The organism is Kribbella yunnanensis (assembly GCF_039529655.1).
In the GTDB taxonomy this organism is placed as follows: domain Bacteria; phylum Actinomycetota; class Actinomycetes; order Propionibacteriales; family Kribbellaceae; genus Kribbella; species Kribbella yunnanensis.
The window spans coordinates 740,572-761,485 of sequence record NZ_BAAANF010000017.1; the positions used below are offsets into that span (position 1 = coordinate 740,572).

The 20,914-nt window shown below is 65.0% G+C and carries 16 protein-coding genes; 9 read left to right on the forward strand and 7 right to left on the reverse strand.

Going from position 1 to position 20,914, the window contains the following annotated elements; all coding sequences use genetic code 11:
- Positions 1–514 precede the first annotated feature (514 nt).
- The 6 genes from ABD231_RS42340 (at position 515) to ABD231_RS26855 (ending at position 9,422) form a co-directional block, all read left to right on the forward strand.
- Complete coding sequence (locus ABD231_RS42340) at positions 515–4,453, forward strand: polymorphic toxin-type HINT domain-containing protein (RefSeq protein WP_486336024.1); 3,939 nt, start codon at positions 515–517, stop codon at positions 4,451–4,453.
- Entirely contained in the window at positions 4,453–4,710 is a 258-nt protein-coding gene (locus ABD231_RS26835) for a hypothetical protein (RefSeq protein WP_344157724.1), read from the forward strand. The genes ABD231_RS42340 and ABD231_RS26835 overlap by 1 nt, the downstream gene beginning before the upstream one ends.
- 809 nt (positions 4,711–5,519) lie before the next feature.
- Entirely contained in the window at positions 5,520–5,915 is a 396-nt protein-coding gene (locus ABD231_RS26840; protein WP_344157727.1) for an Imm50 family immunity protein, read from the forward strand.
- 249 nt (positions 5,916–6,164) lie between these two features.
- Positions 6,165–8,276: an RHS repeat-associated core domain-containing protein gene (locus tag ABD231_RS26845; protein WP_344157730.1), complete on the forward strand. Its 2,112-nt coding sequence runs from the start codon at positions 6,165–6,167 to the stop codon at positions 8,274–8,276.
- Positions 8,277–8,343: 67 nt separating this feature from the next.
- On the forward strand, positions 8,344–8,829 hold the full coding sequence (locus ABD231_RS26850) for a DUF4265 domain-containing protein (protein ID WP_344158227.1): 486 nt from the start codon (positions 8,344–8,346) through the stop codon (positions 8,827–8,829).
- Positions 8,830–8,930: 101 nt separating this feature from the next.
- Positions 8,931–9,422, forward strand: a complete 492-nt coding sequence (locus ABD231_RS26855; protein ID WP_344158231.1) for a DUF2199 domain-containing protein — start codon at positions 8,931–8,933, stop codon at positions 9,420–9,422.
- Positions 9,423–9,559: 137 nt separating this feature from the next.
- Here the strand turns inward: ABD231_RS26855 and ABD231_RS26860 are convergent, their stop codons facing one another.
- On the reverse strand, positions 9,560–10,426 hold the full coding sequence (locus ABD231_RS26860) for an alpha/beta fold hydrolase (protein WP_344157733.1): 867 nt from the start codon (positions 10,424–10,426) through the stop codon (positions 9,560–9,562).
- Between the two features lie 102 nt (positions 10,427–10,528).
- Between ABD231_RS26860 and pruA the strand changes: the two genes are divergently transcribed.
- Both pruA and ABD231_RS26870 read left to right on the forward strand, forming a co-directional pair.
- Positions 10,529–12,157: an L-glutamate gamma-semialdehyde dehydrogenase gene (gene pruA / locus ABD231_RS26865; RefSeq protein WP_344157736.1), complete on the forward strand. Its 1,629-nt coding sequence runs from the start codon at positions 10,529–10,531 to the stop codon at positions 12,155–12,157.
- Between the two features lie 93 nt (positions 12,158–12,250).
- Positions 12,251–13,309, forward strand: coding sequence for a hypothetical protein (locus ABD231_RS26870; protein WP_344157739.1), 1,059 nt, complete (start codon positions 12,251–12,253; stop codon positions 13,307–13,309).
- On the opposite strand, the gene ABD231_RS26875 is transcribed toward ABD231_RS26870, so the two are convergent.
- Entirely contained in the window at positions 13,310–13,942 is a 633-nt protein-coding gene (locus tag ABD231_RS26875) for a TetR/AcrR family transcriptional regulator (RefSeq protein WP_344157742.1), read from the reverse strand. It lies immediately after the preceding gene.
- Positions 13,943–14,081: 139 nt separating this feature from the next.
- Between ABD231_RS26875 and ABD231_RS26880 the strand changes: the two genes are divergently transcribed.
- Positions 14,082–14,924 (forward strand): alpha/beta fold hydrolase, encoded by an 843-nt coding sequence (locus tag ABD231_RS26880; protein ID WP_344157745.1) that lies wholly within the window; start codon positions 14,082–14,084, stop codon positions 14,922–14,924.
- On the opposite strand, the gene ABD231_RS26885 is transcribed toward ABD231_RS26880, so the two are convergent.
- The 5 genes from ABD231_RS26885 to ABD231_RS26905 form a co-directional block, all read right to left on the reverse strand.
- Entirely contained in the window at positions 14,921–15,106 is a 186-nt protein-coding gene (locus tag ABD231_RS26885) for a hypothetical protein (protein WP_344157748.1), read from the reverse strand. The genes ABD231_RS26880 and ABD231_RS26885 overlap by 4 nt on opposite strands.
- An 80-nt stretch (positions 15,107–15,186) precedes the next feature.
- Positions 15,187–15,675, reverse strand: coding sequence for a DUF2505 domain-containing protein (locus ABD231_RS26890; RefSeq protein ID WP_344157751.1), 489 nt, complete (start codon positions 15,673–15,675; stop codon positions 15,187–15,189).
- Between the two features lie 48 nt (positions 15,676–15,723).
- The gene (locus tag ABD231_RS26895) at positions 15,724–19,236 is read right to left on the reverse strand and encodes a DUF8189 domain-containing protein (protein WP_344157754.1); all 3,513 of its coding nucleotides are present in this window, start codon (positions 19,234–19,236) and stop codon (positions 15,724–15,726) included.
- 71 nt (positions 19,237–19,307) lie between these two features.
- Positions 19,308–20,468, reverse strand: coding sequence for an ROK family protein (locus tag ABD231_RS26900; protein WP_344157758.1), 1,161 nt, complete (start codon positions 20,466–20,468; stop codon positions 19,308–19,310).
- Positions 20,469–20,499: 31 nt separating this feature from the next.
- Entirely contained in the window at positions 20,500–20,913 is a 414-nt protein-coding gene (locus tag ABD231_RS26905; RefSeq protein WP_344157761.1) for a hypothetical protein, read from the reverse strand.
- Position 20,914 lies beyond the last annotated feature (1 nt).

A 20,914-nucleotide genomic window follows, 5' to 3' on the forward strand; every position in this document is an offset into this window, starting at 1 on the left:
GCGAGTAGAGACCGAGATTACCGACCCGGCCGGGCTGAAGCGAAAGACGACCTCCACCCACGACCTCGCGGGCAATGTGACTCGTCAGGAGACGACCGGCGAGTGGTCGAACGCGGATATCGCCGGACCTACCGCGGTAACTGAGGCGACCTCGTTCGTCTTCGATGCGGCCGGACGGCGGGTGTCGCAGACCGTGGAGAACGCCAGCGGGAATCTGCTGACGTCTTGGACCTATGACCAGCGTGGGCTCGCGACATCCACGACGTCTCCTCGCGGCAATGTCTCTGGCGCAGTCAAGGCTGACTTCACGACTGTCTCGAGCTTCGACGAGCTCGGGCGCTTGGTGAAGACGGTCGCGCCGAAGGTCAAAGCAGAGGCCAACGGTGGCGCACCGGCTGACGTTCAGCCGACGGCGACAGTTGGGTACGGCGCCTTCGGGCAGGCCACTTCGTCGAAGGATGCCCTCGGCAATGTCGTGAAGTCCTCGTTCGACAAGCTCGGCCGGCAGGTCGAGGTGGCAGCGCCGGCCTACACGCCTCCGGGTGGATCGGCGCTGACTCCGAAGACTTCGTTCCGCTACGACGCGGTCGGCAACCTGCTGGAGCAGATCGACGAGCGCGGCAACGCGACCCGGTTCACCTACGACCAGCTGAACCAGCGGATCCAGGTCGACGCTCCGGGCAAGACGAACGACGAGCGCGTGATCAGCAAGTCGACGTACACGCCCAACGGTGAAGTCGAATCGACGACCGATGCGCTCGGCGCGGTGACTCGATTGACCTACGACGACCTGGACCGTGTCGTCACCTCGACCGCCGTCGAGCGGAAGCCGACCGCGGCGAACTTCGTGACGCGTCTGACCTACGACGACATGGACAACGTCGTCAAGGCGCAGACTCCTGCTGGTGCCACTGCGGTCAGCACCTATGACACTCTCGGCCAGCTCACTCAGACCACTGATCCGAACAATGTCGTGACCCGCTTCGGTTACGACTACGCAGGTCGCCAAGTCCGGACCTCGGACGCGCTTGGACGCAGTAGCGTCGCTGCGTACGACAAGGCGGGCCAGCTGGTCTCTTCGAAGACGTTGAACTCTTCGAATGCAGCGCTTGGTACGACGATCCTGGCCTATGACGCCGACGGGAACCTGAAGTCGTCGACACCGGCTTCGGGGAACCGCGCAACGACGTACACCTATGACGCTCTTGGACGCCTGACCGCTCAGGTCGACCCGGTCAACGCGACCGATTCGATCAACATCTCCTATGGGTACGACGCGGCCGGCAACCGGACCCGCTACACCGACGGCCGGGGCAACTCGACCGTCTACACCCTGAACACCCTCGGACTGCCCGAGAAGGTCATCGAGCCCTCGACGACAACTCATCCGGCGGCCGCGGACCGCACCTGGACTGCGTCGTACGACGTCGCCGGTAACGCGGTCTCGCTGCTGTCGCCCGGAGGTGTCGTACGCAACCGGACCTTCGATGCAGCCGGTCGCTTGTCCAAGGAGGAAGGCACCGGGGCCGAGGCTTCAACTGCGACCCGCGACCTGACCTACGACCTTGTCGGCCGCGTGGCGACCACGAGTTCGCTCGACGGCGTCAACACCTATAACTACAACGACCGCGGCATGCTCCTCCGAGCCGACGGCCCGTCAGGCACCTCAACGCACGGCTACAACCCCGACGGTCAGCTCACCCAGCGCATCGACGCCGCCGGTACCGCCGACTTCACCTACACGAATGGTCGCCCAGCCACCGCCACTGACCCAGTCACCCGGACACTGCAGACCCTCGGCTACAACGCCGCTGGTCAACTGTCCACGATCGACTACGGCTCCGCGCGGATCCGCACCATCGGCTACGACCCCTACGGCCGGATGAACTCCGACGTACTGAAGGCCAGTACGACATCGGTCGCATCCATCACCTACGGCTACGACCCCGACAACAACGTCACCACGAAGAAGACCACCGGCGTAGCCGGCGCAGGCGACAACACCTACACCTACGACCAGCTAGGCCGCCTAACCACCTGGACCAAGGGCACCACGAGCACGGCATACGGCTGGGACAACGCCAGCAACCGCACCAAGGTAGGCACCAAACTCGCCACCTACGACGAACGCAACCGCCTCCTGAACGACGGCACCTCGACGTACACGTATTCGCCACGAGGTGCGTTGTTGTCCAAGGTGACCACCGAGGGTGGAACCACCACCACCGAAGCCTTCACCTTCGACGCCTTCGACCGCATGATCCGCACGGCCGACCGCGACTTCACCTACGACGCCCTGGACCGACCAGTCCAAGCCGGCACCGCCCGCATGCGCTACGCCGGCTTCTCCGACGAGGTAGTAACCGACGGCACCCAGTCCTTCGGCCGCTCAGCCTCCGACGGCCTCTTGTCGATCGGCTACGAAACCACCAAACGCCTGGTCCTCTCCGACCGCCACGGCGACGCCATAGCCGGCTTCGACCCCACCGACACAACCCTCTCCGCAGGCCTCCCCGACACCCGAACCTTCGACCCCTTCGGCAACTCCACTAACGCCACCGGCTTGAAGTACCGAATCGGCTACCAAGGCGACTGGACCGACCCCCGCTCCGGCGACGTAAACCAAGGAGCCCGCTGGTACGACCCAGGCACCGGAACCTTCAACGCCCGAGACACCATTTCGCACCCGGCTGGTGCCGCATCCTCAGTCCGCAACCTGTACGGCTACGGATCAGGTAATCCCGTCACCCTGAACGACCCGGACGGCCACCGCGCAGTCGACCCTGAAAGCGGAGGCAAGAACTGCAAGCTCGTTCTTGATCCCAATGGTGAGGATGACGCGCTCGTCTTGCGGTGCAACCCGAACCTCGGCGGTGGTGGCAAAGGCAATCCGCCACCGGTGATCGAGCACATCTGTTTGGACTGCTGGGGGGAGCCGATTCCTCCGACGGATACCGGTTGCAAGAAACACTGCGGCGGAGACGAGCCGAAGCCTCGGAACACTTGTAAGCCGAATTGCGGTCACAAGCCGCCGCCGGTTTGCGACGCACAGTGCCGCCTTCAAAAGGCTGTGGTTCAGGAACGGGACCGCCTCGAAGTTGAGGGGAAGACCAAGCCGAAGCCCCCGCCTGGCAACCCTGTCTGCGCCAACGGGAACGCTGCACTGTGCCAGTACGATCCCCAGAAGCCTGGCACTGTCGTTGGTCCTCAGGGCAACCTGACCGATGAGACCTCCGACTACGCGAGCCAGGTTTACACGACGACGCTGAAGCAAGTTGGCTCAGTCGTCGGTCAGGCAGCCAAGCCGCCGAAACAGAGCTGGCTCGAGGATGCCTTCGACTACGGCCTCCCCGGCTCACATTTCAATGGCATGGACCAGGGGATGCTCGACTTCTACAACGCGCACCCTGAACTGGTCCACCTCGGCATGGATGTCCTAGGCATGCTCCCGATCGTGGGCTCGTACTACGACGGCATGAACGCAACTCTGTACGGCACCGAGGGCGACAAGGTAAACGCCGGCCTCAGCGGCGCTGCAGCAATCCCCGGTATCGGTGATGCAGCCACCGGCGCCAAGCTCGGCGGGAGGGCACTGAAGCTCCTCGACAAGCTAGCAAAGTCTTGCAAGGTCAATTCGTTCGCACCTGACACTCGCGTCCTGATGGCTGACGGGTCCACCAAACGCATCGACAAGATCCACCTCGGCGATCAGGTTCTTTCCACCGACCCGGAAACTGGCCAGAGCTCCCCGCAGCCTGTCACTGCGCTGATCACTGGCACGGGCGACAAGGATCTCATCGATCTGACCGTCGAAACCAAGGCGGCCGTCGAACTACCGGAAACCTCGCGCCTCGTCACGACGGCCGGCCACCCGTTTTACCTCAGTGCCAGCCGAGCTTGGGTCGAAGCCGGTGACCTGAAAGCAGGTGACCAGCTCACAAGCGGACCCAGCAAAGCCGTGCCCAGTAACACGAGCACTGTCATCAGTGCGCGTGCGCGGACCGAGCGCGCAACTGTCCACAACCTCACCGTGCACGGTCACCACACGTACTATGTACTCGCGGGTGCCGCGCCAGTCCTTGTCCATAACAGCAGTGTTTGTGGGTTCAAGAATCCGGTTTCAGCGGATGAAATCGAAGCAGCGAACAGGGCTTTCGGTGGATCTCACAGCCAGAGCGGCGGAACCCCGCAGAATGCACTCATTAACGCGGGCAGGTATGAAGGGTTCCATCGGAAAGCGGCATCCTTGATTCGCAACATTGCTGGTGACCACATGTACGATAACGGAAACAAGCGAACGGCACACTGGGTGGTAACTGAGTTGATGAGTCGAAACGGCATCGTTTCCGGACCAACCTCGGATGAACTTTGGGCTGTGATCTCGCGAGTGAGTAAGCCGGGAGGAACGTCGATGGACATCGATGATATCGCTAAGTTGCTCCGGGGGTACTGATGGATCTTGGAGGGCTCGACCTCGGGGAACTGATGGATGATGTAAGCAAGGCTGGCGTCACCATCATGCTCAAGATTGATCACGAGCGACTGCATGCGGGAGGCAAGCCCTGGACGGCTGTCCTGTCTGGACCGCCTGTCGGAGGTTCGGGTGTGATCCGCTGGGATACCTGGACGCTTGAGGAATGTCTTGTCGCCGTGCTCGAGAGACTCCGAATTCGCTATCCCGAATGGGAATGGCTGGATCTCTATCGTTAGGCCCAGGTCGGGTTCGGCTGGGTCGACGTCGGCCCCAACCTTCCACCATTAGCGAGAGGATCATCGTCTTGAATCTGACTGCGAGTGAATTCGAAGGACTCTTCGTGGACCTCGGATCCAGTGGGGCTACAGTGACAATCCAGGCTGAACGTAGGCCTCTCGACGGTGAAGGGCCCTGGCAAGTTCTCGTGTCAGGCCCGGCGGCTCCGGATGGCGGCATCCGAGTGAAAGGCCGGCACTCGCTTGAGGAGAGCCTGCAAGATGCCCTGCGTGAGTTGCGAGCTAGCCCCGGAGACTGGGCTTGGTTGGACCTTTATCTTTAGCGGATCATCGCAGACGGGCGCGAGGAATGGGGCGGCAGCTTCACTGCCGCCGCAGTTCTCGATGCCATCCGAAGATGAAGACGTTCCAGCTTCCCTCGGCTGGAAGGTCCGCGCGTCAGGGGCCTTGAAGTCATCGGTCGATGAATCGAGCCTAGGTTGGACTGTTCGGGTCTACCGGGTCGTCGACCCCGGCGGCGGTGAGGCTGCGGGAGGACTGTTTTTGATCGCGGGGCCAACAGTTGACGCGCGACTCGTTAGGCTGCCGACCCGCGATCCTGCAGGTGATGCTGTACGCCGTCACCGACGCGGTGGGTGGGAGCCCAGGCGCGAGGCGCGCGGCCGCGCCCTCGACGAAGTAGTCGCGACGGCAGCACCGGATTCAAGGCTTGCCACCGAGAGCCCCCAAGGCAGGCGCCAGTAGACGTTCAACGGCCAGGTCATCGCAGTCCGCTCTGCTGAGCGTTATGAGTATTAATAGGAGACTCGATGTCCGATTGGATCGCCGCTCTCAGTAATCCGAAACCGATCCTCGCTGTCTACGGCGGCGCGCTGCCGAGCCTGGATCGGGTGTACGTCCAAGAACTCACCCTCAGTCCCAACGGACCCGCTCTGGTCGTTCGCCTGGACGTGATGGAGTTTCCGGTCGATCCACCAGCAAAATGGGTTCGGGATGAGATGAATGTGGTTCAGCTCGAGCTCACATTTGGGGCTCTGCAGTCCGTGAAGGTCACGCATTTCTCATTGAATCCGATCTGCAATTTCAAGATCCAAAAGAATGGGTCGGTGACCTTCTCAGGTGAATCTGATTCGGTAGATTTTCAGGGAGTCTCGGACGCGGTGCTGCTCACGAAGATTTCCGCATACCAGCGGGGTGCTGGATAACGATATCGCCGTATCGCTAGCCGATGGTTGTCTTCGGACGGCGCGATCTGGCGTTGCATGAGGACGAAGGAGGCGGCCTGACACTCGCGAAGTTCGGGCCGCTTCGTGGCTTGATTCGGACTTCCTGCTGGAGAGGGCTTCGACGAGCCTTCTCCAGCGGCAGAGTCGGCGAGCTACGTTGGTGGGCAGACCGGCTCGGCCTACCTGACCACGATCGATTCCCGCAACGTTATGTACCAGCCGACCAAGGTGACCAGGTGGATCCCGGGCGACGCCGGTGCCGAGCTCAAGGGTAGTTACTACACGAACTACGACTACAAGCCGGACCAGAAGACTCCGAGCCTGATTTCGTACCCCGACGGTGGTGGTCTGGGCGCTGACAATGTCTCGTTCTCCTATACATCGCAGGGGCTACCGCTGCGCATGTACAACGCGGCGGGCTCCACCTTTGTCAACGATGTCGAGTACAACCAGTTCGGTGATCAGACAGTGCTCGACCTCGGTTCGAAGCACGACATGCCGATCACGAACCTGTATGAGGACGGCACCCGCCGATTGAGCCGCAGCGCCGCCGGTAAGGGGGAGCACGTCGTCTCGGACCACGTGTACACCTACGACCCGACCGGTAACGTCCTCAAGGACCACAACCTGGTAGATGGTGGCGATGCTCAGTGCTTCGACTACGACGGTCACCGTCGAATCACCGAGGCCTGGACACCCGCCAACGCCGACTGCACGCAGGCCCCGAGCACGCTCGGGCTGGGCGGAGTCGCGCCGTACTGGCAGTCCTGGACCTACACCCCGACGGGCCTGCGTAAGACCCAGGTAGACCACTCGTCGGCGGGTAACACCACCAGCACCTTTACCTACAACACCGACCAGCCGCACACGCTGGCCGGCGTCACCCAGACCGGCGCAGGCGCTGCAGCTCCGAAGAGCTACACCTACGACGCCCGCGGAAACACCACGGTCCGTCCCGGCCAATCGCTCACCTGGAACGCTCAGGGCAAGCTCGCCAAACTGTCAGGCACCGAAGGCGACACCGAATATGTCTACGACGCCGACGGCAGCCTCTTGCTCCGCCGAAACCCAACCGAGACAACCCTCTTCCTCGGCGAGCTGGAACTCACCCTGAACAAGGCGACCCGCAAGGTCCAAGGCAAGCGCCAATACAGCTTCCACGGCCAAATCATCGGCGTCCGCTCCGACAACGGCACCCCGACCGCGGACTTCTCATGGCTGATCACCGACTACCACGGAACCTCCCAGGTCGCCGTGGACTCAGCCACCCTCCAAGCCACCAAGCGCTATGCCAAACCCTTCGGCGACCCGCGCGGTACGGAACCAACCGCTTGGCCTGACGACCACGGCTTCCTCAACAAACCCGAGGACAAAGTCACCGGCCTGACCACCATCGGCGCCCGCGAATACGACCCAACCATCGGCCGCTTCATCAGCCTCGACCCCCTGCTGGACCCCAACGACCCCCAGCAGATGCTCGGCTACACCTATGCCAACGACAACCCCACCTCCGGCTCCGACCCCACCGGCCTCATCAACGCCGACGACGGCGACGGAGGCGGCGGCTACACCGACGACGACGTCGACGTCCTGTACCCCTCCGGCGGCCCCAACGACAACCCCAACCCCAGAGGCCCCAACGGCGGCTACGGCGGTGGCAACGATGACGGCGGCAGCAACCACCCCAAGCAGAAGAAGCGCTGGCATGAGCGAGTAGCCCACAACGTAACCGACGCCGTCGATCACGCCCGCCAATGGGCTGAGGAGCACGCTTCCACCACCGGGTTCTTCGGCAGTCACGACTTGTTCAGCGCATCTGTCGCTCTGCCCGAGGCGTGCAATTGCAGGCCGTGGGAACAATATGGAGGCGGTGGTGGTGGCGCCGGTGGTGGCCGGGCCGGGGGAGGGAGCCGATGGGGTGGTATCGGTGACTTCTTCGGAAGGATCTTTAGGGGCACGGGCGGCTCCACTTCTAATGGAGTTGCGCCGCCAGCGCCTGCGTTGCCGCCGGTCGTCGAGATCCCCAGCGGATCATCTGGTGGACCGACTGCCTACAAGAGGATTCCGCCGAGTCTCTTGCAGCAGTGGAATATCGGCAAGAATGGTAATCCTAAGCTCCCAACTCCTTTGTGTTCGTACTGTAGAACCAATCCGGCGACGGGATTGGATCATGTCATTCCGCGCGTGAAGGGGGGTAATCTGAATCCCGAAAACATCACTCCGGCTTGCACTGCCTGTAATAGCTCCAAAGGTGCCCGTCTAGCGCCGGTCAATCCCCCAAAGAATTACCTTGGTGAGTGGCCGCCGCCGTGGTGGCCGTCATGGATGAGACCAAAGTAGTTCACCGCCGAATCCGGCCTGACGGACGAGATGGAGTGATGGTGCTAAGCTTGACGGCGTGTCAGACATGGTGATTGTGGTGCATGAGAACCCTGTCCTTCGCAATGAGGCTAATTATATTGCTCGGATATGGTTAGCGCCCTTTGGGCTTGAGGGGCAGTATGAGCAAGTTTGGCTACGCCGTAGAGAAGATGGCCTAGCGGAGATGTGCTGCATCCCGTTCTGCTTTTATGGAATCTCACTGCGTGATGTCGTGCGTGTGGCTTGGCAGGATTCGACGGTGACGGAGGTCATGCAGCGTTCAGGTCGGCGCGTTCTCCGGGCTCTGCTGGTTCAGGAGATGACTGAAGAGCAAGTTGCAAAGGTAGTTGTCGAGACTGAAGCGCTATGTGCAGCTGCTGGCCTGCTGATCGAATGGAACGGCAATCGGCATGTCGCGATCGACATTCCTCCTGATATCGATGCGAGCAGTGTTTTCGCTTATCTGGGTGAACACGAGAAGTCTGGTCGACTTTATTGGGAGTGGAGCGATGTTGAGGAATTCAGGGCCTGAATCTGAGTTTCGATAATTGATCGGAGCGTGGTCGGGGAATACTGGCTATTTGCGGCGAGAGGAGGTGGGGTGTGGCGGTTGCGGCTTGCGCCTGCGGGCAGGTGGTTGATGAAAGGAATCCCAACCTGCGGTTCCGGGTGCCAGATGCGGTGCAAGGGGTTCCAGAGATAGAGCTAACGCAAGGAGCCTGGCTGAGTCACGGGACGGCGCGGGAGTCGGTCATGATGCAGGTTCCCGATCTGGGGGCGTTTGTTCGCGTACTGCTCCCGATTCAGTTGGACCGGGGGCACACGCTCGCATATGGCGCCTGGCTGGCGGTGAGTCCGGACGACTTACGGCGAGCGTTCCTGGTCTGGTGGGAGCCCGAGTACACCGACCTGCGGCTCGATGGTGTGCTGGCGAACGCGATCCCTCCGTGGGGGCTGCTAGGAATACCGGCGACTGCCACGGTCCGGGAACCGGACGAAACGCCGTACTTGACCGAGTCTCCGGATCCGGCACTGGCCAATGTTCTAAAGAACACCTGGAACCATAGTGAGGTCCTCGTTGGTGAGCATGGCTCCAGGGAGGGACTGGATCGCCGTCATCGGTAGCGGACTTTCGTGCGCTCGCGATAATTCGCGCCTGTTTCCTGGCGGTCTTGAAGTGGTGTTGGTTGTGAAAGAACTGGGCAGCAGGCGGCGCGGAACTTGATTGTGTCGGAGTGAGCCTCCAGCAGGCCGACTAGGTACTACGCCTGCTCGGTGAACTTCAGTAGGCGGGCGTTGAGTTGGTCGGGGAATTCGCCGGACAAGGCGTGGGTGGCTTCGGGCCAGATTTCGGTTTGGTTGGTGGGGATGAGGGATTGGGCTCGGTGGCCTGCTTTGTGGGGGTTATGGGGGATGGTGCGGCCGCCTAGGAGGGCTAGGACGGGCATCTGGAGGCTGCGGAGTTGGGCGTCGGTGCCGTAGGCGGGCATGGGGAGGGACATGCGGTAGTTGTGCATGCCTGCGGTGAGGAGCTGGGAGATGGGGAGGGTCATGTCGGGGTTGCCGGAGACCCAGGCTAGGAAGCGGTCGCCGTAGCGTTGGGGGATGCCGGGGAGTAGGGAGAGGCCGCCCAGCAAGAACTTTGGGGAGAAGCGGGCTAGGACGTGGGCTGGTTCGATCAGGGCGGCGGTGGCTACTCGGTCGGGGGTGTGGAGGGCTTGGTTGAAGGCTAGCCAGCCGCCTCCGGAGACGCCGGCGAAGTGGGCGCGGTCGATGCCCAACCCGTCGAGGACCTCCAAGACCCACGCTGCCTGGTCGGCGGAGGTTCGGATGGGGAGGGTTTGGATGCTTCGGCCGGGTTCGCCTAGGGAGTCGAGGGCGTAGACGGTTCGGGAGGCGGCCAACCCCGCCAGGTTCGGTTCCCACATGGCGGTGGTGGCGCCGCGGCCGTGGAGGAGCATGTACGGCGTTCCGGTGGCGGAGCCGAAGCGGTAGACGCGGACCTGGCCGAAGGTGGTTGGTATGTCGTGGACGGTCGGGGAGCCGGGGATGGCTGCGATCGTCGCGTCGTACAAGGACAGGTAGGACGCCTGGGCTTGTGCGTTTGTGAAGTGGCCTATTCCGCTCATGTGGTCGAACGTACCTGTCAGGTTCGTGGTCCGGGGTTGGTCGTGGCACCATGAGAGCGCCAGCTGAGATCCAGTAGAGCCGACCGAGGAGCGCCGCACCCCATGGATGCCGTCACTGCAGTCCCGACCCCTGTGAACGAGCCAGTGAAGGGCTATGCGCCCGGATCAGGCGAGCGGGCGAGTCTGGAGGCGAAGCTGAAGGAGTTCAACGCCGCGGGTGCGATTGACCTGACTTGCACGATCGGCGGGGAGCAGAAGCTGGGTGGTGGCGCCCGGATCGACGTTGTGCAGCCGCATAAGCATGCCCATGTTCTTGGCACTCTGGGCAACGCTACTGAGGCGGACGGGAAGGCGGCCGTGGACGCGGCGCTGGCCGCGGCGCCGAGCTGGCGGGCACTGAGCTTCGACGACCGGGCTGCGATCTTCCTGAAGGCGGCCGATCTGCTGGCCGGGCCGTGGCGGGACACGCTGAATGCGGCGACCATGCTGGGGCAGTCGAAGACGGTGCAGCAGGCCGAGATCGACGCAGCCTGTGAGCTGATCGACTTCCTGCGGTTCAATGTCGCGTTCGCGCGCAACATCATCAACGACCAGCCGATCTCGAGCCCGGGGATCTGGAACCGGGTCGACTACCGGCCGCTCGAGGGGTTCGTCTACGCGATCACGCCGTTCAACTTCACCGCGATCGCCGGCAACCTGCCGACCGCGCCGGCGTTGATGGGTAACACCGTGGTGTGGAAGGCGTCGCCGACGCAGCAGTTCGCGGCGCACTGGACGATGCGGCTGTTCGAGGCGGCCGGCTTGCCGGCTGGCGTGATCAACCTGGTCACCGGTGACGGCATCGACGTCAGCAAGGCTGCGCTGACTCACCCGGATCTGGCCGGGATCCACTTCACCGGTTCGACCAAGACGTTCCAGTCGCTGTGGGCGACGGTCGGGACGAACATCGCGTCGTACAAGACTTATCCGCGGCTGGTCGGGGAGACCGGTGGCAAGGACTTCATCCTCGCGCACCCGTCGGCCGACCCGGCGGTGCTGAAGACCGCGATGGTTCGCGGCGCGTTCGAGTACCAGGGCCAGAAGTGCTCGGCCGCGAGCCGCTCCTACGTGCCGCGCTCGGTCTGGAACCAGATCAAGGACGACATCATCGCCGAGACCGACTCGCTGACCCAGGGTGATGTCAGCGACCTGTCGAACTTCATCGGCGCCGTCATCGACGACCGGGCCTTCGCCAAGCACAAGGCGGCGCTGGACCGGGCTGCGGCGACCGACGCGATCCAGGTCGTTGCCGGTGGCACCTATGACGACTCGGAGGGGTACTTCGTCCGGCCGACGCTGCTGGTCTCCGACGACCCGACCGACGAGATCTTCACCACCGAGTACTTCGGTCCGATCCTCGGCGTGCACGTGTACGACGACGCCGACTACTCGTCGGTGCTCAAGGGCATGGAGAATTCGGCGCCGTACGGTCTGACCGGGGCGGTCATCGCCCAGGACCGGTACGCGGTGGCCGAGGCGGCGGACTACCTGCGCTTCGCGGCGGGCAACTTCTACGTCAACGACAAGCCGACCGGTGCGGTCGTCGGCCAGCAGCCGTTCGGTGGCGCCCGCGCCTCCGGGACGAACGACAAGGCCGGCTCGATGTGGAACCTGATCCGCTGGGCCTCCCCGCGGTCGATGAAGGAGACCTTCGCGCCGCCGACCGACTACCGCTACCCGCACCAGGGCTGAGCGAGCCCCCGGGACACCCTGGAGTTCCTCAGGGATGTCCCGGGGATCTCTGCAAAGCGGAATCGATCGAGTCTGACGGAGCGTCTTCCAGATATGCATGAGACCGATCTGCACCTCGACCCCAACGAAGCGTCCGACCTGTGCCGCGTGTTCGGCCCCGACGAGCTGGCCCGGCGCGGGTGGGAGCGGGCGTTCGTGACGGTGCTCGACGAGGCGACCGCGGAGAACTCGATCGCCCTGCTCGCCCACGCCGCCGGTGCGCCGCTCGACGAGGGCTGGACGGCGGTCCGGATCCCGGCCGACGCCGGCATCCACAACGGCAAGACCGAGGATGCCGAGGCCTGCGCCTCCCATGACGGCTACGTGTATCTGGTCGGTTCGCAGTTCGGGAAGAAGCGCGGCCCGCTCAACGCCAAGCGTTCCTGGATCGCTCGCGTCAGCGAGGCCGAGATCGCCCGAGCGTTGGACGACGGTACGCCGGCTGAGCTCGAGGTGGTCCGGATGCGTTTCGGACTGCATCGGGCAATCAATGACGCGCTGGCCGGCCTGGACCTGATTCCGCTCGGCCCGCTCGGACAGGCCGCGTACGTCGACGCGACCATCGCCGCGGGTGAGCTCAAGGGCAAGCGCTGGCACGGCACGCTGCACGCGACCGATCATCCGGTCAACATCGAGGCGGCCGAGTTCACCGCCGACGGCAGGTTGCTGCTCGGTCTGCGGTATCCGGTCACCGCCGACGGACATCCGATCCTCGTCGAGCTCGAGAACGTCGACGAGCTCTTCGCCGACCCGGACGCCGTACCGCGCTGTGGCCACGCGTGGGTCATCCCCGACGCCGGCTCACCCGAGGCTCCGGTGGGCTTCCGCGCGCTCGACACCCGCGACGGACGCGAGTACGACGCGATCGTCGGCGACCTGGACGCGATTGGCAAGAACGCGACCGTGCTCGCCGATCACCCGGAAGGTGCCGTGGCGGAGTCCGAGCACATCCGCTTCACCCTCGACGAGGACGGCCCGGCCAACACGAAGGTCGTGCACCGGTTCGGCGACATCCGCCGCGTCGAAGGCGTTGCCGTCGATCACGCGGGGCACGCCCACTACGTCATCGACGAGGAAGGCCACGTCGCCCTCCGCACGCTGGTCTTCGAGTAACTACTTGGTGAGGCCGCGGCGGACGGTGATGTAGAAGGTGGTGAGGTCGTCGATCAGGGCTTCGATTTGTTGCTGGTTGGTGAGGTCGGCGTCCAGCAGCCAGTCGGAGATCAGGTCGAACATGCCGCCGACCAGCCCGATCGCCACCCCATGCCGGACCGCGCGCAGATCCTCGGCCGGCGGGCCGTCGTACGCGTCCCAGAGCTGTTCGAGGAAGCCGGCCGCCCAGCGACGGTTGGTACGGCGTTCGCGCTCGACACTCTCCGAGATCCCGGAGGCCATCCCGAACGTGACCCGGGTGATCTGCGGGTCGTCGACGAGCGCGTGCACGAAGGTCGCGAGCAGCCGCGGCGCCTCCTGCCGCTCGTTCCCGGTGGCCTGCCGCGCGGCCTCCACCATCCGCTCCTCGAGCCGGTCCGAGGTCCGGCGCAGCACCGCGACGTAACACTCCTCGCGACTCGTGAACAGCTCGTAGAAGCTCTTGGTCCCGATGTACGCCGTCGTGCAGATCTGCTCGATCGACGTACCGAGGTAGCCGTTGGCCGCGAACAGTTTGAGCGCTGCGTCGAGCAGTTGCTCGCGCCGCTCGGCCCGCCGCTGCTCCGCGTCCAAGCCCCGAATGGTCCTACTCATGCGCTGGACGTTACCCCCGCTTCCGGTTCTGTAACCAGCGGACCTGGTTTTGAACACGAGGTCTTGTCAAGAACCCGAAGACGTGCTCAACTCTCGGTTACCCGCCGGTCACCGAACGATACGTCACGGGGAGCACGTCATGTCCAATCGCCTCCTACGAACCCTTGCTGCGCTGGTGTCCGGCGCCGTGGTGACAACCGCCCTGGTTACCACGACGCCCGCCTCCGCAGCCGCCTGTACGCCGTCCTCCGCGCACCCGAACCCGGTCGTTCTCCTGCACGGCCTGGGCGGCAACGGCCCCGGCAACTTCTCCTACCTGGCGCCCTACCTTGCCGCGAAGGGTTACTGCACCTTCACGCTCACCTACGGCCAGGCAACGCCGGCGATCCCGGCCGGTGGCACCATCCCGATCGCCGAGTCGGCCGCGCAGATCGACGCCTTCATCCAGCAGGTCCGGCAGTCGACCGGTGCCGCCAAGGTCGACATCGTCGGCCACTCCGAGGGCGGCTTCCAGAGCATCTACGGCCCAAAGATCCGTGGGTACGCCGCGCACGTGGGCAAGGTGGTCGCGCTCGCGCCGCCCACGCACGGGACCACTTTCGGCGGACTGGTGAGTGTCGGCGACTACCTCGGTCTGCGGCCGCTGGTGGACCAGGTACTGCGTGACTTCGGCTGCCCGGCGTGTGACCAGCTGATCGTCGGTGGTTCAGCAGTTGACCAGCTAACCGCAGGACCGATTGCCCAGCCCGGCGTCAAGTACACGGTGATCGCCAGCCGGTTCGACCCGTTGGTCACCCCGCACGAGACGTCGTTCATCCGCGAGCCGGGTGTCACCAACAAGTTCGTGCAGGACACCTGCCCGCTCGACCCGGTCGGTCACGTCGGTCTGGCGTTCGATCCGACCGTCGCCCAACTGGTGGCCAACGCACTCGACCCAGCACGCGCCAAACGCGTCGTCTGTTTCCTCGGGCCACCCGTCTAAGCGGAGCGGCCGAGCTCCTGCAGTGGTGGGTCGACGAGCAGTGCGTACCCGCAGGCCACGCAGATCAGCTCGGTCGTTTCGTCGTGGTCGTGATCAACGGCGTCGACGCGCTCGAACGGCATCGTGCCCGCGCAGATCACGCAGTACTGGGCGGTGTCGGCGTACAGCTGCAGTTTCCGCATCCAGGCTCACCTCCAGGGAGCACTCACTCCACAGCGTGCCACTGCCGGATCGATTGACCCGGCAGCGACACACGAAGGTTCTACTTGGTCCAGTCCTGGCCGAGCTCGTGCTCCTTGACCAGACCCTTGCGGATGGCGTCGACCACGAACGGCTCGATCTTCTTGCCGATCAGCGGTACGGCGACCTTGACGTCCAGCACGATGCCCTGGGTGGTCTGAGCGCCGCCCGAGGTGATGTCCGCGGTGCCCTTCAGGCTGACCGGGGTGTTGGTGATCTCCCCGGCCACGTCGGCCTTCCGGGACCCGTCGGCGGCCGCGGCGTGCCAGGTCTCGGTCTGTACGACGGTCAGCGTCTGGCCGACGAACTTGCGGGCGATGTCCGGTACGTCGTCCGACGGCATCTCCCGGGTCACCTTGACGATCGTGTCACCGCCGGACTCGGTCACCTGCACGTCGTACGACAACGCGTTGGTCTTCTCGCAGGCCTGCTCACGGAACGTCTTGTCCGTGACGACTGCGAACACTTCCTCGGGCGTGGCGTCGTACGACGCGGACAGCTTCAGTTCCATCGGGCCATCATGGCATCACGCATCGGTCACCAACTAGCCGCAGGCATGTCACGCCCCCTGGATGTCAGCGCCGTGCCAGGGACCGATACCGGGAGCGTCCTGCCACCAGTGGCCGAGGCGGCCGGAGGTGAGGCGGGCGAAGTAGTGCAGACGGCCGTCGGCGGACTGCGTCGTGGTGCCGTCTGCTGCGATGCCAGCGGTATCGATCACCGTGCTGTCCCATGGACCGCTGGCCGGGTATCGCTGCCAGCCGTGGAAGGTGCGGTTGTCGGCGGTGCGGGCGAAGTACACCAGCTTGCCGGAGGCATCGAGCGCACTGACCGGATCCCCGGCGATGGTGGCGGTCACCGGCAGACCGTCGTACCGCCACGGGCCGTTGCCTGGTGTGGACTGCCAGCCGTGCAGGATGCCGCCTGATGCCGTCCGCGCGTGGAAGGTGAGCCGTCCGGAGATCTCTTGCGACACTGCGGGGCGTCCCTCGATGAGTGCGACAGCGCCGTTCCCACCCTGCCGGATGACGTCCACGCCCCACTGGTCGTTGCCAGGGGCTTGCTCCCAGCCGTGCAGGAGCTCACCGTTGTGGCCGCGCACGAAGTACGTCAGCTTGCCGGACGGATCCTGCACGCTGGCAGGGTCCCCGCTGACCACGGCCCTGTTGCCGCTCAGGTCCAGGACATAGGCCGACACCCACGTAGTTGCCCCGGGTGCGGTCTGACGGCCGCGGATCAGGTTCCCGGCAGTGGTGCGCGCGAAGTACGTCAGCTTGCCGGCAGCATCCAGTACGACGGCCGGCGTACCGGTCAGCGTTGTTCCGGCGTCCACCAGGGCGTGTGTCCACGAGCCGTCCAATCGACTCCACCGCAGTTGACCAGTCGGCGTCACGCCGAGCAGGTTCATCCGGGCGGCCGTGTCGACCGCACCGGCGACCACACCGGTGACTCCGGCCGCGACACTCGTGACATCCCAGCTGGTGCCGTTCTCCCGCGCGTAAGCGATCGCTCCGTCCGGGCGGACAGTCTGGACTGTCATTCGGCGGTCGGAGTCCTGCCGGGACCACGTACCCGGTGTCGGCAGGCCGGTCTTGCTGCGCAGGAACCGCACGTTGTCCAGGTACACCGTCAACGGCTCGTCCCCTCGACGATCCACGCGCAGATGAATGGAGGTGATGCGCGGGAGGTCGCTGATCAGTCCGGTCAGCGGTACGACGACCCGCTCCTGCTTACGTGGTGCCAGATAGAACGGGTTGCCGCTGTCCAGATTGACGGGGTCATGGAAGTCGCAGTACATGACGACGAGGTTGTCGGAGTCGTTGTAGATGTCGAAGGCAACAGCATCGAGCTGCGACCAGTCGTTGCGGCCGATCGACTGCTCGGGGTGCCCTTCGCGCTGCGTGTACAGGTAGACGCCGGACCACTGCGGATCGGCGGTCCGCGCGTTGAAGACCAGCTTGGCCGAATTGCCGCCGGTGGTCGGGTGCTGGTCGCTGAAGGTCGCGCTCGCCTCCTGAGTGACCAGGCGGGCCACGTCGGCCGGGCTCTCGAACGAGTTGATCACGATCTCGTGCGGAGTCGCCACCGGTGCGACCTGGAACGTGCGCGAGAAGTTGCTTCCAGCAACCGAAAGCTCGATCGTGGCTTCGCCGGCCGGCAGGTCGAGGACGACGCGATGGGTCGCCGACGGTCCCTGGACGGCGACCGGCGTGCTGCTGACGCCGCCGATCCGGACCGCGGCGTCCTTGAGCGTGATCAGCTCGACCACCACGTGACCGGCCGTCGGCTTGTCGACGCGGACCAGGGCGGGCGTCGTACCGAACAGCTGGGCGATCTCGGCCCCGACCTGCGCGCGGATCCTGTGGAACAGCGCCGGATCGTCCCGGTACGGCGTCAGGCCGCCGTGCAGGATGTCGTGGTAGGAACCCAGTCCACGCTGGGGTTTCGGCACACCCCAGCTCGCCGCGAGCGCATCGGCCTTCCGGTCGTACAGGGCGAGGTACTCGAGGTCCTCGAAGCCCTCGCGCAGCCACTCCAGCCGGACGGTCCCGACGGGCCCGTCGATGCCGACCGCGTTGCCCGGGTACATCAGGAAGCCGTCGCCGGGGGCGGTCTCCAACCCGTACGCGTTGGTCCAGCGATCGGCGGGCTCGTAACCCAGGGGGTGGATCCAGTGGCCGAACACCGTGCTCGACCAGTGCAGGTAGCCCTCAACGCCCAGATCGTGCTGGATCCACGGCAGCACCCGGTGCCCGACTCCGCTGTCGGCGATGAAGGTGCCCGGCAGTGGGTAGTGGTGACCGACGGCGTTGTACCACCAGACCAGATCGCCGCGTTCCTTGAGCTGGGCAACGATTCCGGGCAGCTCCGGTTTGGGGACGGTGATCACGAAACACCAGGCGCGGACGAAGTCGAGCAGCTTCTGCTCGGGCAGGTGTTCGAGGGTGAGGATGTGCGTCAGGTCGGGGGCGATCGCGCGGACGGTGTCGAACAGCTTGCGCACATTCGTGTACGCCGTCTCGTTCAGCGGCTCGTCCGCGTAGTAGCCGTAGGCGCGATCGAGGATGCCCTTGGCGCGCAGGCCGTCGACCACCTGCCGGAGTTTGTCCGCGTCGGTGTGGAAGCCGTTGTCGTTGTCGCCGGTCGTGTAGAGCGGGATGCGGTACCGGACGACGCGCGGGTCGTTCAGGTACTTGTCGGCGCCGGCCAGGAACTCGGCGGGCTCCGGGTCCTGCCCCGGGCCGGGCGTCAGCAGGTCAGGTCGGCCCCCGACCTTGGGCTTCATCGGCAGCGGGATGTCGCTGGACAGCAGCCGGTTCTTCAGCTGGAACTCGTAGTACTTGCGCATCAACGGCTCGTGGCGAGCGTCGCCGTACGGGACGTCGTGCGCGCGGGCGACCTGCTGGTACCAGATCGATACTGCGGTCGCGGTGCTCCACTTCTCGGGGAGCTCGAAGTTCCAGACCTCGAGATCGATCGGTACGACGACGGGTGCGGTCCCGCCGGTGATGGTGAGCTCGCCGGTGTAGTGGCCGGCGGGTGCGCCCTTCGGGATGTTCACCGTGAACCAGATGCCCAGGTTGGCGTTTGTGCTCGCCGTGATGAGGCGGGTGCGCGGTAGCGGGACGAGCGCGTCGGGGTAGGTGCCGGGGCCCCATCCGCCCGCGCCTGGTGTGAGTCGGTCGACGGTGATGTAGCGCTGCTCGAAGACCTCGATCCCGGTCAGCTTCGCGCCGCCCGGTCCGGTGAGCTCGCTCGCGCTGACGCTGACGTTGGTGGTGCCGCTGGTGGTCCGGATGATCACCTGGCCCGACTCGTACTCGTTCCGGGCGGCTTGAAGCCGGATGGTGTCCGTCGATGGTCCGAAGGGTCGGTCGCGCTTGATCTTGTCGGCGGGGGAGGGGAGCCAGATCGTGAGTGGTGCCGCGGTGGTGCCCAGGCCGGCCGCGGATGCGGTCTGCGAGAGGGGGAGGCCGGCGACGACTGCGCCTGCTCCCATCCAGCCGAGCAATTGCCGCCGACCAACCAGTTGGTTGGTAGCAGGGGAGCGACGCGGGGCGGTGTCGGACATCGGAGCTCCTTATTTATGACGGACTCCTTAGATATAAGGCCAGTCCGCCCTCCTGGCAACCAGCCTTCGACTCAGGTCGAAACCCTCGGCCGGGTGTGCACCGGGAGCGGGCCCGGTCCTGAGCCGACGAGTGCGTCATCGACAAGCTCAGCCGCCGCGCAGAGAGCGCCGAGCACGGCGCAGTCCGCGCCGAGGGTGGAGGCTTCGAGCCGCGGCATCCGCAGGCACAGCAGTTCGAGCTCCGAGGCGAGCAGCGGTAGTAGTAAGTCGCCGTACGCCGCAAGTGAGCCGCCGAGCACGAGCACCTCAGGATCGAGGATCGACACGACGGCACCCGCAGTGTTCGCGAGCATCCGGATATACCGCCGGACCGCGGCCAGCGCGGCGGGGGACCCCTCGATCGCGGCGTTGAGCGTGTCAGCCACCGGATCCGACGTCGCGCCGGACGCAGGTGCCACCCCGCTCAGCTGGAGGTACTCCATCGCGCCTTCCCACTTCAACGCAGGAAACCGACTGAGATCACCCGCAACCCCACCGAACCCAGCGTGCGGACGCCCATTAACCACCAACCCAAGTCCAGTCCGCCGCCCCGCCTGGAGTAGCATCAAACTCTCCGGCCGCCCCGCGCCGAGCTTTTGTTCGGCTAGGGCGGCTAGGCGGCTGTCGTTGTCTACGGCGACCAGGGCGTGCGGGAGGGATTGGCGGAGGTGGGCGGCTAGGTCTACGCCTGTCCAGTCTGGGATTGCGGCCGACAACAGCACTCGTCCGTTGCCTACTCGGCCGGTGCTGCCGGCTACTACGCCCCAGATGTCGTCGCGGGTGCGGTTGGTGTCGCGGAGGCAGTCGTTGATTGCTGCGTCGAGGAGCTTGAGGCGTTGTCGGGCCGGCACCTCGGGGGTGGTGAAGCGGCGGGAGTGGGCTAGTGGGCGACCGGTCAGGTCGGAGATCGCGACTCGGAGGTTGAAGGCACCGATGTCCGCGCCGATCAGCACACCCGCCCCGGCCCGGTACTCGTACCGAACGGCAGGCCGGCCACGCCCGCGCACCACTGGTGCCGCCTCGCTCAGCCAGCCGCTGGCGACGAGGTCACGCGTCACCTCACCGACCGACGCCCGCGCCAGACCGGTCTCGCGCACCACCTCGGTCAGTGTGTCGGCACCCGCGCGGACAGCGGTCAGGATCGCCAGCTCGTTGATCCGCCGCAGCCCGCCCAGATCCGTCCCACCACTCATGCCGCCGAATTATGCCGGAGACCAGCTCAAATCAATCCGAATTCATCCAGAACCACGTACTCAGCTTCGCCGGCACCCCAGCCGCCTGGAATCCGGCGAGCACCTTGGCCTGGTTGTCCTTCAAGGCCAGTCCGTCACCCAGCACACCCTCAGCGACCAGCGAGGCCAACCCAGCCGCCAGCCGCTCCCGCGCCGGCCCCGCGATCCCTGGTGAGTACGCATCGGCCAGTACGTCGAGTACGGCGTACGGCGCCTGCACGCTGTAGCCGTACTCCCGCCCAGGGTCGCTACCAAGCGGCCCATAGTCGTAGAACTCGGTGAACACGATCCCCTCGGCACCGCGATCCGGATCGACCAGCAGGGTCAGCCGGAAGATGCAGTCGGACTCCCGATGGACTCGCAGCAGCGTCGCGCGCCACTGCGAGCCGTACTCTTCGATCTCCACC

Coding starts and splice junctions, on each gene's coding strand:
- pruA (WP_344157736.1), top strand. CDS start 10,529: ATGGATGCCGTCACTGCAGTCCCGACCCCTGTGAACGAGCCAGTGAAG.
- ABD231_RS26895 (WP_344157754.1), bottom strand. CDS start 19,236: ATGTCCGACACCGCCCCGCGTCGCTCCCCTGCTACCAACCAACTGGTT.
- ABD231_RS26870 (WP_344157739.1), top strand. CDS start 12,251: ATGCATGAGACCGATCTGCACCTCGACCCCAACGAAGCGTCCGACCTG.
- ABD231_RS26885 (WP_344157748.1), bottom strand. CDS start 15,106: ATGCGGAAACTGCAGCTGTACGCCGACACCGCCCAGTACTGCGTGATC.
- ABD231_RS26860 (WP_344157733.1), bottom strand. CDS start 10,426: ATGAGCGGAATAGGCCACTTCACAAACGCACAAGCCCAGGCGTCCTAC.
- ABD231_RS26850 (WP_344158227.1), top strand. CDS start 8,344: ATGGTGATTGTGGTGCATGAGAACCCTGTCCTTCGCAATGAGGCTAAT.
- ABD231_RS26840 (WP_344157727.1), top strand. CDS start 5,520: ATGTCCGATTGGATCGCCGCTCTCAGTAATCCGAAACCGATCCTCGCT.
- ABD231_RS26900 (WP_344157758.1), bottom strand. CDS start 20,468: ATGAGTGGTGGGACGGATCTGGGCGGGCTGCGGCGGATCAACGAGCTG.
- ABD231_RS26880 (WP_344157745.1), top strand. CDS start 14,082: ATGTCCAATCGCCTCCTACGAACCCTTGCTGCGCTGGTGTCCGGCGCC.
- ABD231_RS26875 (WP_344157742.1), bottom strand. CDS start 13,942: ATGAGTAGGACCATTCGGGGCTTGGACGCGGAGCAGCGGCGGGCCGAG.
- ABD231_RS26835 (WP_344157724.1), top strand. CDS start 4,453: ATGGATCTTGGAGGGCTCGACCTCGGGGAACTGATGGATGATGTAAGC.
- ABD231_RS26890 (WP_344157751.1), bottom strand. CDS start 15,675: ATGGAACTGAAGCTGTCCGCGTCGTACGACGCCACGCCCGAGGAAGTG.